The sequence below is a fragment of the Phytoactinopolyspora mesophila genome, from assembly GCF_010122465.1.
Classification (GTDB): domain Bacteria; phylum Actinomycetota; class Actinomycetes; order Jiangellales; family Jiangellaceae; genus Phytoactinopolyspora; species Phytoactinopolyspora mesophila.
Map to the genome: position 1 here is coordinate 97,930 of NZ_WLZY01000002.1, position 13,332 is coordinate 111,261.

A 13,332-nucleotide genomic window follows, 5' to 3' on the forward strand; every position below is an offset into this window, starting at 1 on the left:
CATGACCGTGGTCGCGTTCTGGTTCCGGCTCGACCTGCGCCGACGATGGCGGTCGCTGCTGGTCATGACGCTGCTCATCGCCCTGGCTGCGGGCACCGTCATGACGGCGGCAGCCGGAGCCCGGCGCGGTGCGAGTGGCGTGGACCGGTTGGTGGAGCAGACGCTGCCGGCGACGGCCGTGGTCCTGCCGAACGAACCCGGCTTCGACTGGGCGGCAGTGCGAGAAATTGCGCAGGTCGAGGCGCTCACCACGTTCGTTGTAGGTGGCTACCAGGTGGAAGGCGTTCCGCTTGAGTACCAGGAGAGCGCCGGTCACATGCCTCCTGCGGACGACGAGGTGATGCGCACCATCGAGCGGCCGATCGTCCTCGACGGGAGGCTCTTCGACCCAGCCCGGCCGGACGAAGTGGTGGCGTCGCCGCGGTTCGAGGATTCGTTCGGGCTCGGTGTCGGTGACACAGTGACCATCCGGCTGTACGCGCCCGAGCAGATCGATGCGTTCTTCACCGAGAACATCGAGCCGATAAATGCGGAAGGGCCAGCCATCGAGGCGACCATCGTCGGAGTCGTCCGGTCGGCGTGGTTCAGCGAGGAGGTCATGGACGATCCCGGCTTCGTCGTTCCCTCGCCCGCCCTGTACGAGGAGTACGCTCCGAGCCTGCTCGGAGCCGAGCTCGGAAGCGGCTACGTGAACGCGTTGGTCCGCTTGCACGGTGGGGAGGGGGAGATCCCGGCGTTCAAGGCCAACCTCGCCGAGGTGACCGGCAATCCCGGGATCGACGTGTGGAACATGGCCGACGACATCCGCCATTACCGGGAGCTGACCGGATTTGAGGCGAACAGCCTGCTGGCCTTTGCTGCTGCCGCGGGGATTGCTGCCGTCTTCCTCGTCGGCCAGTCGATCGCCCGCTACGCCGCGTCGACCGTCGCCGACCTGCAGGTGATGCGTGCGGTGGGCATGGCGCCCCGCCAGTCACGCTGGGTGGCGGCAACCGGTCCCGCCCTGGCCGCCCTGGCCGGCGCTGCATTCGGTGTGGGGGGAGCGGTGGTGGCGTCGAGGTGGTTCCCTATCGGCAGCGCCTCGCTCATCGAACCTTCGCCGGGTATGGACGTGGATGTGCCGGTGTTGGTGACCGGCCTGGCCGCCATCCCCATCCTGGTGGCCGCGGGAGCGTTGGCGTCGGCCTCACTTGCCGTGCATTCGACTCTGAGGACCGCGCCGGTCCACCGTTCCACCGTGGCAGCCGCGATGGCCAGGTCCGGAGCGCCGGTGCCCGCCCTGGTCGGCGCCCGGTTCGCGCTCGAGGCCGGTCGTGGACACCAGGCGGTGCCCGTGCGCCCGGCGCTGTTCGGTGCCGTGGCGGGTGTGCTTGGCGTGATGGCCGCGATGACCTTTTCCAGCGGCATCACCGACGCGGCGGGGAACCTGGAGCGGTTCGGCCAGACGTATCAGCTGCAGGCGCTCGTCGGCTACAACGACGTCGACTTCGCCCCGGTGGACGAACTGCTCGCGGTAGTTGCCGACGACGTGGATGTCGCGGGCGTCAACGACACCCGCCAGGACATCGCGCAGGTCTCGGACGTGGCTGTCGCGTTGGCGACGTACCAGCCGGTGGGCCATGCCATCGACGTCGTGCTGAGCGACGGCAGGATGCCGGAGCGTGCCGGTGAAGTCGCTCTGGCACCGCGTTCGGCCGCCGCCATGGGCGCAGAGGTGGGAGACACGATTGACCTGATCGGCGACAAGGGTGAGGAAGAGGCCACCGTGACCGGCCTGGCGTTCGTACCGGCCGCCCCGCACAACGACTATGCCACTGGCGGATGGGTGACTCCGGAGACCTATGACGGGCTCTTCGCCGGATTCAAGTTCCACATGGGCCTGGTGGCGCTGCGGCCCGGTGCCGATCGCGACGCCGTCGCGGCCCGGCTGGCCGACCCGGAAGCGGCGGGAGGTGCGATGCTGGTCCCGCCGCAGCCACCGCTCGAACTGGCCGAGCTGCGGCAGGTCCGCGAGCTGCCGGTGTATCTGGCCGGCTTCCTGGCGGTGCTGGCCATGGGGGCCGTTGGGCATGCGCTGGCCACGGCCGTGCGGCGCCGCCGCCACGATCTGGCTGTCCTGCGTGCGGTCGGAATGACACGGTGGCAGTCGCGGGCCGTGGTGGTGACCCAGGCGTCCGTGCTGGCCCTGGTAGGGCTCGGGATCGGGGTACCACTCGGCATCGCGGTTGGACGAATGGTGTGGCGCTACGTCGCCAACACCACCCCGGTCTTGTACGTGCCACCCGTCGCGTGGCTGGCGCTGGTACTGGTGGTGCCGCTAGCGCTGGTAGCGGCGAATCTGCTGGCGGCCTGGCCGGGGCAACGGGCGGCATCCCTGCGAGTCGGCCACGTGTTGCGGGCGGAGTGATGTTGTCATGGCCGCGGTCGCGTTCTGGTTCCGGTTGGATGTTCGTCGGCGGTGGCGGTCGCTGCTGGTGTTGGCGCTGTTGATCGCGGTCGCGGCGGGTACGGTCATGACGGCTGTGGCGGGCGCGCGGCGCGGTGCTACTGCCGTCGACCGGCTGTGGGAGCAGACCCTGCCCGGCACCGTGTTGGCCTTCACCATTCAGCCTGACTTCGACTGGAGCATTGTCCGGGAGTTGCCCGAGGTCGAGGCGCTCGGCACGGTGATCATGTCCGGATACGAGATCGATGGCCGCCCGGCGCTGGATGAGTTCATGCCGCCGCCAGGGGACACGGAGCTCATGGTGGCGCTCGAGCGGCCGGTAGTTCTTGAAGGCCGGCTTGCCGATCCTGAACGGGCCGACGAGGTACTCATCACACCGGCGTTCGAGAAGACACACGGCAAGGGTGTTGGCGACACCGTCACCGTCGGCCTCTACAGCCCGGAGCAGATCGACACCCTGCAGTACAACTTCGTTTGGTTCAACCCCGAGCAGATCGAGGCCGCCGTCGACGCGGGCCTGGATCCGGACCATGTCGTGCCGGCTTCGGGCCCGCGCCTGGAGGCGACCATCGTCGGGATGGTCCGCTCGCCGTTCTATTCCGATCGCACGCGGAACGAGGCCGGCTTCGTCATCCCGTCAGCAGGGCTGTACGCGGAGTACGAGGAAAACCTCATCGGGGGACGGCGGCTGGCCGGGAGCTCGGCGTTGGTCCGTCTCACCGGAGGCGAGGCGGCCCTGCCTGAGTTCCAGGAGAGTCTGATCGGACTGCCGGTGAGGTTGGAGAACGTTGCCGCGCCGCTGCGTGAAACCCGGGACGTGACTGGGTTTGAGGCTGCGAGCTTGTACGTCTTCGCGGTGGTGTCGGGTGCGGCGGCGGTAGTGCTCGTGGGCCTGGCGGTGGCTCGTCATGTCGCGTCGGCCATGGCGGATCTTCCGGTGTTGCGGGCCGTTGGCATGGCTCCCCGCCAGTCATGCCAGGCGGCAGCCCTCGGCCCGGCGCTGGCGGCGTTTGCCGGAAGCCTGTTGAGCGCCGGCGCCGCGACAGTGGCCAGTGTTTGGTTCCCCGTCGGGCGTGCGTCCCTGGTCGAACCCGCGCCGGGTGTCGACGTTGACGTGGGTGTGCTGGTGCCAGTGCTGGCGGGCGTTCCGGCCGTCGTGGCCGCGGGTGCCTACGTCGTCGCTCTCCTGGCTGGCCGATCGGGTGAAACGACGCCGGCAACGCGGCGTTCCCTTGTGGTCACGTCGACAGCCGCAGCCGGCGCTCCTGTCCCGGTGGTGGTGGGCGCTCAGCTGGCACTGGAACCTGGGCAGGGGGAGCGGGCGGTCCCCGTACGGGCGGCCCTTGCCGGGTCGGCCACCGGCGTGCTCGGTGTGCTGGCCGCGCTGACATTCGCCGGCGCGGTCGACGACGTCGTCGGCAACCCGGCGCGGCACGGGACAGTGTATGAAGTGGAAGCCTGGGTGGGGTTCGAGAACTACGCGTTCACTCCCTCGGTCGAGGACACACTTGCCGCGCTGGCCAGCGCGCCGGGTGTCGCAGGGATCAATAACACCCGGCACGACTACGTGAGCATGGGACAGAACGAGTTCATGGTGAACTCCTTGGATCCGGTGGGCGAGCCGCTCGACTTCGTCGTGCTCAGTGGCAGACTGCCGGTTGCCGCCACCGAGGTGATGTTAGGACCGCAATCCGCCGACGAGTTCGGGGTGGGTATCGGGGACACGGTGATGCTCCGCGGAACCAGGCAGGTGGAACTGGCCGTCGTCGGGCTCGGCCTGGTCGCTCCGCAGGACGTGCAACATGCGACCGGTGCGCTGGTGACGGCCGAAGCGTACGACAGTCTCTTCGACGGCTTCAGCGGGCACGTTGGATACATCGGCCTGGAACCCGGCGTGGATCCAGAGGAGATCATCCCGGTGCTCTACGAAGCCGTCTCGGTGGTTCCCGGTGCGGACATCGGGATCCAGCCACTGGACTGGCTGCACGAGCTGGAAGAGTTTCGCTACATTCGCGCGCTGCCGTTGTTCCTCGCGGGGTTCCTTGCGGTTCTCGCCTTGGGCGTGGTGGGTTTCGCCCTCGCCGCCGCGGTGCGGCGCCGCCGCCAGGATCTCGCGGTGTTGCGGGCACTGGGCATGACACCGCGCCAGTCCCGCAGCGTGGTGGTGACGCAGGGCGGGGTGATAGCGCTGGCGGGGCTGGCGGCCGGGCTGCCGCTCGGAGTCGCGCTCGGGCGCACGGTATGGCGTCAAGTTGCCGAGTCGATGTACCTGCATTACGTGCCACCGGTGGCCTGGCTGGCGCTGGCGCTCGCGGTGCCGGTCACGTTGCTGGCCGCCGCCGTCCTCGCGGCATGGCCGGCCCAGCGGGCGGCGAAGATCCGGATCGCTTCGGCGCTGAGAACCGAGTGAGGAGACGAGGGACATGAGCAGGATCGATCCGGCGCGAGCACGAAATCGCCGCGATCTGGCGCTATGGGCCGCGTGGTCGATGACGGCCGCGGTGACGGTCGCGGTCGCCGCGTGGGGGTTCCACGTGTTGCTCGATGTGCCGCGCGAGCTACTCCCGTGGGCGTTTGCCGGTCTGCTCACCGTTCCGGTGGCCGGTGCCGCGCCGCTCTCGCTCCGGGTGCGGCGCCAGGCGACGGCCGTCTTTGGTGCCACCGTCGTTGTCTGCGGTGTGCTGCTCATGGTGCTCGGGGTGTACGTGGTTGTTGTCGTCGGCCTCGGAGACGATGTCGACGGCTCCGAGCACGGGGTGCTGGGGCTGTCGATGGTGGCCGGGCTGGTGTCGGTCCTGCTGGCCGGGCCGGTTCGGGCGCGGCTGCGAGAGCTCGTCCGCGGGCTGGCCGGTCCGCGGCGTCGTCCGGCCAGGGCGGCGCTGGAGACGTTTGGCACCAGGATGAGCCGCGCCGTCCCCATGGACGAGCTGTTGCTCCAGCTCACGGAGACTTTGCGGTCGACGATCGGACCGCTGGGCGCCGAGGTGTGGACCGGGAGCGACGGTGTGCTCGACCGAAGCGTGTCGGTACCGGAAAGATCACGCGCCCGGATCACGCTGAACGAGGCGGAGCTGGCTGCGGTGGGTTCTGCCCGGGTGTCCGGCAACGCGTGGGCGGAGGTGTGGCTTCCGCAGGTGCTGGCCGGGCAGCCGGCAGGTTCAGCTGTCCGGGTGGCTCCGGTGAGCCACCTGGGGAAGCTTCTCGGCCTGCTGGTCGTGGCCCGTCCGCTCGACGGTACGGCGTTCACCGACGACGACGATCGTGCGCTGACCGAACTGGCGAGGCAGGTGGGGTTAGCGCTGCACAACGTCTCACTGGACACCGCATTGCAGGCGTCGCTGGCGGAGCTGAGGGAACGCAACGCGGAGCTGCAAGCCTCCCGTGCCCGGATCGTGGCCGCGGCCGACGCGTCGCGACGCGAGATCGAGCGGAATCTGCACGACGGGGCCCAGCAGCATTTGGTGGCGATGGCCGTCAAGGTGGGCCTGCTGGCCAGAATGGCCGGTGATGATCCGGCATCGGTCCAGCCTTTGCTGCAGGAGCTACGCGAAGACGTGCAGGCGACGGTGACTGAACTGCGCGAACTGGCGCATGGGATCTACCCGCCGCTGCTTCGCGACGACGGACTCGAAGCGGCGCTGCGGAATGCCGCCAGCCGGGCGGCGCTGCCCACGACCGTGCAGGTGGAGGTCGAGCGGAGATTCAGTTCGGAGGTCGAGGCTGCGGTGTATTTCTGCTGTCTCGAGGCGATGCAGAACGCCGCCAAGTACGCCGGCGACGGCGCCTCGGTGAGGGTCACGGTAGGTCTTGAGCAGGCGACGTTGGTGTTCGAGGTGAGTGACGACGGTGTCGGCTTCGACGCCGCGGCCGGCGTGAACGGTCACGGCTTCGTCAACATGCGCGACCGGGTCGGGGCTTTGGGCGGCACGTTGTCCGTGTCGAGCGCTCCTGGTAGGGGCAGCGTCGTCCGGGGCGAGGTACGAGACACTAGCCCTGACCGGGTGGCGAGTGCGACGGAATGAGAAGTCGCGGCGGATGGGCGCGTCGGGCCGGTAAACTCCCTGCGTGGCCGAGTCCTCGCGAACGCTCCGGCTGATTGTGGCCGACGACGTGCTCTTGGTGCGCGAGGGAGTCCAGCGTGTCCTGGAGACCTACCCCGACCTCGATGTCGTCGCCGCCGTGGGGGATGTGGCCGCGTTGCTCGAGGCGGTGTCGGAGCACCGGCCGGACGTCGTCATCACCGATATCAGGATGCCGCCAGGGTTCAGCGATGAAGGTATTCAGGCGGCTGCTCAGCTGCACGATCTCACACCGGACACCGGCGTGGTGGTGTTGTCGCAGTATGCCGAGCCGGGGTACGCGCTCAAGCTGCTCGAGCATGGTTCGAAACGGCGCGCTTACCTGCTCAAAGAACGGGTGAGCGAGCCGGACCAGCTGGCCGAAGCCGCCCGGGAGGTGGCGAGCGGCGGCAGCGTCATCGATCCGCGCGTCGTCGAGATCCTCGTGACCGGCAGTAGGCCCGCTCCGGATCCGCTGGCGGACCTGACACCCCGTGAGCACCAGGTACTGGAGCAGATCGCCCAAGGCAAGAGCAACGCCGGCGTGGCCGCAGCGTTGTTCCTCACCGAGCGGGCGGTTCAGAAGCACATCAACTCGCTGTTCGCGAAGCTCGGGCTGACCGTTGAGGCGGAGGTGCACCGGCGCGTCACCGCCGTACTGCTCTACCTATCGACCACTCCCCGTTGATCATGGGCAGATGGCGCCTATTCGACGCCCGATAGGCGGCACGTGCCCATGATCAACGGGGAGGCGGGGGTGCCTGCATCCCCGGCGGGAGTGGTGGCTGCCGGATGGTAGGCAGCGACACCCTGTGCCACGCTGGGTACGTGATCCCCCCTCGGCTGGATACCGAAGCGTCGGTCGTCAGCGTGCTGGTCGTGGACGACCAAGAGCCCTTCCGGGCCGCAGCGCGCTTCGTCGTCGGTGCGACGGCCGGGTACGAGGTGGTAGGTGAGGCCGCGACGGGCGAAGAGGCGCTCCGCATCGCCCAGCGGGTGCGGCCGTCATTGGTCTTGATGGACATCAACCTGCCTGGCATCTCCGGCCTCGAGGCCACTCGGCAGCTCATCCGGGCCGACCCTGATGTCTCTGTTCTGCTGCTTTCCACGTACTCCGCCGCCGACCTTCCGGCCGGTGCCCGGACCTGCGGCGCGCGCGCCTATGTGCACAAGATCGAGCTGACGCCTGACGTGCTGATCGCCGTCATCGCCGGTACCCAACCGCCCGGCTTCTGATGTGCTCGCACGGGTGAGGCCCAGGCATTCAAAGAACGAGGACGTCGCCTTCGCGGCCGACCGCGACCGGGATTCGCGCGTTCGCCGCTTCGCGTTCCGCCAGCGCATATATCTGGTCATCGGTACGCCCTGGCGCATGGTGGATCAGCACCAGCCGGCCGGCGCGAGCCCGCTCCGCGGCGGCCACCGCGTCACCGACGGTCGCGTGGCCATACGCGGCGGCGACATCGCGCTCGGACTCGGCGAACTGGGCGTCGTGTAGGAGCACGTCGACACCGCGGGCAAGGTCGGTTCCGGGCCCGGAATCGACAGATGGGGCATGGTCGGGCAGATAAGCGAACGACTCCCCGTCGGCTTCGACCCGGATGCCAAAGGTGCGCCCGCCCTTGTGTGGGATCTCGGTGAGCCGGACGCGGGCGCCACCGGCGTCGAACCTGCCCGTGTCCGCGGCGCGGAATCGCCAGCGGCCTGCTAGCCCGCCTGGGCCGATCGGGAAATGTGGTGGAGACATGGCCCGTCCCAGCAGTCTCGCCGCGGATACCGGGTCTGCGCTGCGGGCTCCATCCTGGGCGGGCAGATGAAGCACGACGTCGGCGTCGGCGGTGTCGCCGGCGGTGAAGAACGGGAGTCCGTGAACGTGGTCCCAATGCAGGTGGCTCAGGATGATCTCGCCCTGAAAAGCCTTGCCGTACAGTGTCGTGGACACCTTGGTCAACCCGGTTCCGGCGTCCAAGACGAGTGTCGGTGACGTCGCCCCCTTCAACGTCACCGACACGCATGATGTGTGCCCACCGACACGGACGAATTCGCGTCCTGGTGCCGGAGTCGAGCCGCGGACTCCGTGCAACGTCACTTTCACGCGAGCTCCGCCTCGGGTGTCTGCTCCTCGCGACGATGGGACGAAGCGAGCTCGGCGAGACGGTCCCGGTCGATGGCCTCGGCAGGCGCCACAGCAACCCGAGCCTGGGTGACGGCGGTCAACGTCGACGTGCGGCGCCCGCCTTCGAGCACAGCACGTTCACCGAGGACGGCACCTGGACCGAGTTCGGCGAGACGTGCGCCGTCCACGTCGACGGCGAGCACCCCATCGAGCAACAGGTAGAGCTCGTCGCCCGGCATGCCTTGCTTGGTCAGCGTATCGCCGGCGGCCAGACTGATGACCTTGGGCTTCTTCGCGCCGGTCATCAGCATCCTGGACAAAACCCGTTCGCTCGCGCTCTCGCTGGCCGTGACCAAGGCGGGCGAATCCTCGTCGCCCCACGGGGTACGTGCGCCGAACGAGTGCGCCACCCAGCCGGCGTAGTTGGTGAGGCCGGACTTGAGCGCAAGTGCGCCGGTCGCGTCGTAGACCCAGTGCCGGGGGAAGGGGCTCGCGCCCGCGAGCTCCACCTCCGCGGTACCGTCCGGGCGCAGCACAAGCGCGAGGGTGGTCCATACCCACGGAGCCTGCATCTTGACGAATGGTGCGTGGGGTACCTGCCGTGGCATCGGCAGAGCTGTCCGGCCGCCGCAGGTCTGCACGAGCCGGACGGTGCCGTCGTCGCGATACTCGGGTTCTCGCTGGATGACGGGCAGCGCAACGGCGGCAAAGGTGGCGCCGAGCCGCCCCAGCCGGACGGTCGTTGACCCCATGACGACGCCGGAGCCGTCCGCGTAGCCGGCCTCGGACACTTGACCGTCGACAATCCCGGCCCGGACGGAAAGCACATTCGCGAACCGGAAGCCGTCAGCCGCGCGCAACTCGTCCAGATCGTCGATGACGTCCGGCGGTGGCGCATCGTAATGCGCGAAGCCGACGTCGAAGGCCCTTCTGGCCGCGCCGGTGACGGCCTCGGACGGGATCCACGACAGCGATGTAGCGGTCGCACTCAGGGAGGTAGGTGCCATCGGTCTGGTTCCTTTCTGCTCGTGGGCGGTCGGCGGAGGAGCGGTGCCTGCGTCGGGTGTGCTGTGTGGATGTCTTGTCAGACGACGTTACGAGTGTGTAGCCGTGGAATAGGAGGTCATAGGCAGGCCAGTTCCAGGGGGTGTTAGCACCCGTAGGGTGGCGGAGTTCCGAGGCCGAGCAATCCCGGTTGCGAACATGACTATGGTCTGTGACCATAGTCAGATGAGCATGGCAGAGACGAAGGCAGTCAAGATGGCCGCCGGTCAGTTCAAGGCGGTATGCCTCCGAGTGCTTGATGAGGTTGCGGAAACGGGTATGCCTGTCACCATCACCAAGCGGGGACGGCCGGTGGCCCGGCTCGTTCCGGTGGCGCCACCGGCGCCGCTGTTCGGGTCCCTGGCTGGCACCGTTGACACCTACGGTGACCTGATCAGCCCAGTTGAGGAGGATTGGGACGCCGTTCGATGACGGAGGCGACCAGCGACCACAGCGTCGTCTTGGACACACACGTCCTGGTGTGGTTGGTGGCTGGCGAATCTCGCTTGCCTCGCGCTGTGCGGCAGGCAATCGAAAACGCGTCTTACGGCGCTGGAGTCAACGTCAGCGCGATCTCGTTGTGGGAGATCGCTATGCTCGTCGCCAAGGAGCGGCTTCAGCTCCGGCGTGACGTAGGTGAATGGATCGGCCTGGTGGCGGCAAACCCAGCGCTGACGGTTGTTCCGCTGGCGCCGGAGATCGCCGTCGCGAGTACGCGGCTGCCTGGCGAAATCCATCGTGACCCTGCTGACCGCATCATCATTGCCACAACTCGCACGCTGAATTCGACGCTCGTCACTGCGGACGGCGCGCTGCTCGACTACGGTGCGGCCGGCCATGTGCGGACGATGCATGCTCTCGTCGGCGGAGACACGCACGCAGACCCGACGGAGTGAACCTGCCGCGGTCAGATATGCATGCCTGGCGCGGCACCCACATTTCACGCGTCTCGCCGTGACAAGTCCCGGCTTCAGGTCCGGGCGCCGGTGATGCCCACGATGCCCGCGAGGCCGAGTGCGCTGCGCGGCGCGTAGGCGGTGCGCCACAGGCCTCCGTGGGCGGCCTCGGCGGCATCGTCCATCCACGGATGCTCCCGCGGCGGTTGGGGATTTCGCAGGTCGTGGACCAGTAGCGCGGCCATGAGCGTGTTGGCCGTTCCCGGTTCGAACACCTCGACGCCGAACCGGTGCGCGCCCGCGTAAACCGCCGCTAGTGCGCGGTTCTTCATGACCGACCGAGTGCGCGTCGGCGGGGCGACGTTGAGGCTGACCGTGTGCCCGGCTGCGGCCGCCGTCGTCGCCCGCCACCGTTGCAGCCGCTTGGCCAGCGCGTAGTTGGGTCCTTGTTGTGGCACCAGGCTGTCGCAGATGCCAGGGTCTGCTCCGGGTACGTAGTGGCGTTGGAGGAGGCGGCCCGCCGAAAGGATCTTCAGCGGGCGGCGGATCAGCCGCAGTTTGGACCGCTTCTCGTAGGACTGCACAGCGTGCTCCACAGCCTCGGCCGGTACCGCGAACACGTCGGTGGGGGTGGCCAGGAAGGACAGTGCGGTGTCTGGGCGCTCGTCGGCGAGATAGCTGGTCAGTGCGTCCACCGCCACCGCGACACGTACATGCATGGCGCCGTCGGCGTAGGCGTAGTTTCCCAGCACCAGCCGGCCGTCCAGCCGCGCCAGCCACTGCGTCACGGCGGGTAGTTGACCGACCAGGTCCGCGCCGGCCCGCGCATCGAGACTGCCGTCGCCGGGTCGTACCGGGAGGTGCAGGCGCCCCGCGTAGCGTCGTGCCGCGTCCATCAAGGATCGCCAGATACCGGGCTGGGGAAGATCGACGGCGGTGATGTTGCCGCCCCAGCGCAGGACGGCGCGCACCGGGCCCATCTCGGCGCCGGCGCCGAACGTCACCAGCCGGACGTCGGACAGGTCCAGCCAATCCGGATTGGCCATGACCATCCGCACGGCCTCCGCGCACGAGCCCTCGATCACCCCGGATTCCACCCACCTGTCGAGTTGACGGGCGAGTGCGTCACCTTTCAGCCGGCTTCCGCGATAGGGAAGGACAAGCTCACGTTCCGGATCGCCCTCGCCGCTGACGACGGCGGTCTCCAACGGCGGTTCGGCCCGCTGACGCAACGCTTCGGTCAGCGTGTACTCGTGATCATCGGTCCGCACGGGCATCCGGTTGTGGAGGGAGGCCAGGCCGTCGGCCGCGATGCCCTGGGCCGCCGAGGCGGACGGGAGGCCGGCCTCGATGAGCCGGCGGAAATGGGCGATGTAACCGCCACGCCAGTTCGTCTCGTGTTCGGCCGCCCGTGCGCCCACCGCGTCGGCGCCGCTGAGCGCATCGGCGACGACCGCACGGCCCAGCGCCGACGTGCTGCGGACGCCGTCGGCGGTGAGTGGGAAGACCACTCCGGACGTGTCGTTCATGTGCGCTCCTATACCCAGTGCGGGGATCAGCTCACGAAGATGTCTTCCGGAAGAAATGCCGATACCAGCATGTTCGGGACGTCTACCAGCTGGCTGATCTTGAGATCGACCGCGACGCTGCAGATCGCGTAGGCCTGTTGCCGGGTCCAGCCACGGTCGCCGAGGTGGTCGATCATGTTCAGCAGCGCGTTGCGGGCGGCGAGCGTCGCGTCCTCGCCGCGGTTCTGCCCGTCCTTCGTCACCGAGATGCCGGTGGTGGCGAAGAACCGGCGCGGCACGGCGTACTCGGGCGGCAGGTAGTAGTCGTCACGTGCGAAGCGAAGGTCGCGAATGCCCTTCGCGGAGGCTTCGCCCTTGCGTAGCCCGAAACGGACCCGGAGGGTCGCGTTCATCTCGATCGCAGTGCCGCACGTCTCGCAGTCGCCTTGGGCGAAGTGCGCGTCGCCGGCCGAGAACAGCGCACCCGGTGTGTCGACCGGAATGAGCAGCAGGGTGCCCGCACCGAGTTGTTTGATGTCGACGTTGCCGGCCTGTTCGCGCGGCGGCACGGTCCGCAGGGCTGTTTGGGCGACGTGGGGATCGGTCGGAACCGCCCCTTCGGCAGACGGGGGCAGGGCGAGGCCGGCGCGGTCGGCGACGGCCTGTTCGCGGGCCGTGGTCGCGGCGAGGAGGTCGTGTCCTGGCGTGAGCCCGATGGTGCCCATGAACGGCGATCCGGGGATCCGGACACCTGGAAGGTCGCCGGACGTGGCCCAGCCGTCGGCGAGATCCCAATTGACTTTGAACGGTTCGGGGAACTCGTCGCGCAAGAAGCCGAATCCGGGAACCTCGACCGTGTAGCCGTAGGAGTCGGGTTCGACCTCGAGAATCTCGACTTCCAGCACATCGCCGGGCTCGGCATCCTCGACGTAGATGGGGCCGGTCAGTGGATGAACGACACTCAGGTCGGCTCTTTCGACGGCGGCGGCGCCGGCGTCGTCGGGGCTGAACTGGCCGTCGAACGCATCGCGGGTCTCGAGGATGACCTCGTCTCCTGGTTCGCAGCGGAGGATCGGTGGGATATCCGGGTGCCAGCGGTTGTGGCCGGTGTGGGGTTCTTCCTGGAGGGATTTGGTGCGGTCGATGCGGATCTCGTGTACAGCCATGGCGACCTCCTTCCTGCGATCGTGACATCCTCCCATGATCATGAACAGGTACCGGGGAATATCTCGGATGAGGGTTCACGATCATGGGGATAGGTGGC

The 13,332-nt window shown here is 68.4% G+C and carries 11 protein-coding genes; 7 read left to right on the forward strand and 4 right to left on the reverse strand.

The genetic code is table 11. From position 1 onward, the window contains the following. Position 1 precedes the first annotated feature (1 nt). From F7O44_RS06695 to F7O44_RS06715, 5 genes are all read left to right on the forward strand, one after another. Positions 2-2,407, forward strand: a complete 2,406-nt coding sequence (locus F7O44_RS06695; RefSeq protein ID WP_162449467.1) for an ABC transporter permease — start codon at positions 2-4, stop codon at positions 2,405-2,407. 7 nt (positions 2,408-2,414) lie between these two features. Next, positions 2,415-4,856: an ABC transporter permease gene (locus tag F7O44_RS06700; RefSeq protein WP_162449468.1), complete on the forward strand. Its 2,442-nt coding sequence runs from the start codon at positions 2,415-2,417 to the stop codon at positions 4,854-4,856. 13 nt (positions 4,857-4,869) lie between these two features. Continuing rightward, positions 4,870-6,468, forward strand: coding sequence for a sensor histidine kinase (locus tag F7O44_RS06705; RefSeq protein WP_162449469.1), 1,599 nt, complete (start codon positions 4,870-4,872; stop codon positions 6,466-6,468). 43 nt (positions 6,469-6,511) lie between these two features. Next, on the forward strand, positions 6,512-7,192 hold the full coding sequence (locus F7O44_RS06710) for a response regulator transcription factor (protein WP_222851141.1): 681 nt from the start codon (positions 6,512-6,514) through the stop codon (positions 7,190-7,192). Positions 7,193-7,332: 140 nt separating this feature from the next. Further along, positions 7,333-7,740: a response regulator gene (locus tag F7O44_RS06715; RefSeq protein WP_222851142.1), complete on the forward strand. Its 408-nt coding sequence runs from the start codon at positions 7,333-7,335 to the stop codon at positions 7,738-7,740. A gap of 28 nt (positions 7,741-7,768) precedes the next feature. On the opposite strand, the gene F7O44_RS06720 is transcribed toward F7O44_RS06715, so the two are convergent. Next, a complete protein-coding gene (locus F7O44_RS06720; RefSeq protein WP_162449471.1) occupies positions 7,769-8,509 on the reverse strand; it encodes an MBL fold metallo-hydrolase in 741 nt (246 codons plus the stop codon). A gap of 86 nt (positions 8,510-8,595) precedes the next feature. Continuing rightward, a complete protein-coding gene (locus tag F7O44_RS06725) occupies positions 8,596-9,627 on the reverse strand; it encodes a cyclic nucleotide-binding domain-containing protein (protein WP_162449472.1) in 1,032 nt (343 codons plus the stop codon). Positions 9,628-9,856: 229 nt separating this feature from the next. On the opposite strand from F7O44_RS06725, the gene F7O44_RS06730 reads away from it, so the two are divergent. Next, positions 9,857-10,096 (forward strand): type II toxin-antitoxin system Phd/YefM family antitoxin, encoded by a 240-nt coding sequence (locus tag F7O44_RS06730; RefSeq protein WP_222851143.1) that lies wholly within the window; start codon positions 9,857-9,859, stop codon positions 10,094-10,096. Further along, positions 10,093-10,560, forward strand: a complete 468-nt coding sequence (locus F7O44_RS06735; RefSeq protein ID WP_162449473.1) for a type II toxin-antitoxin system VapC family toxin — start codon at positions 10,093-10,095, stop codon at positions 10,558-10,560. Before F7O44_RS06730 ends, F7O44_RS06735 begins: the two co-directional genes overlap by 4 nt. A gap of 74 nt (positions 10,561-10,634) precedes the next feature. Here F7O44_RS06735 and F7O44_RS06740 read toward each other — a convergent pair whose 3' ends face one another. Then, positions 10,635-12,089: a hypothetical protein gene (locus F7O44_RS06740; RefSeq protein WP_162449474.1), complete on the reverse strand. Its 1,455-nt coding sequence runs from the start codon at positions 12,087-12,089 to the stop codon at positions 10,635-10,637. Positions 12,090-12,115: 26 nt separating this feature from the next. Then, on the reverse strand, positions 12,116-13,234 hold the full coding sequence (locus tag F7O44_RS06745) for an acetamidase/formamidase family protein (RefSeq protein ID WP_162449475.1): 1,119 nt from the start codon (positions 13,232-13,234) through the stop codon (positions 12,116-12,118). Positions 13,235-13,332 lie beyond the last annotated feature (98 nt).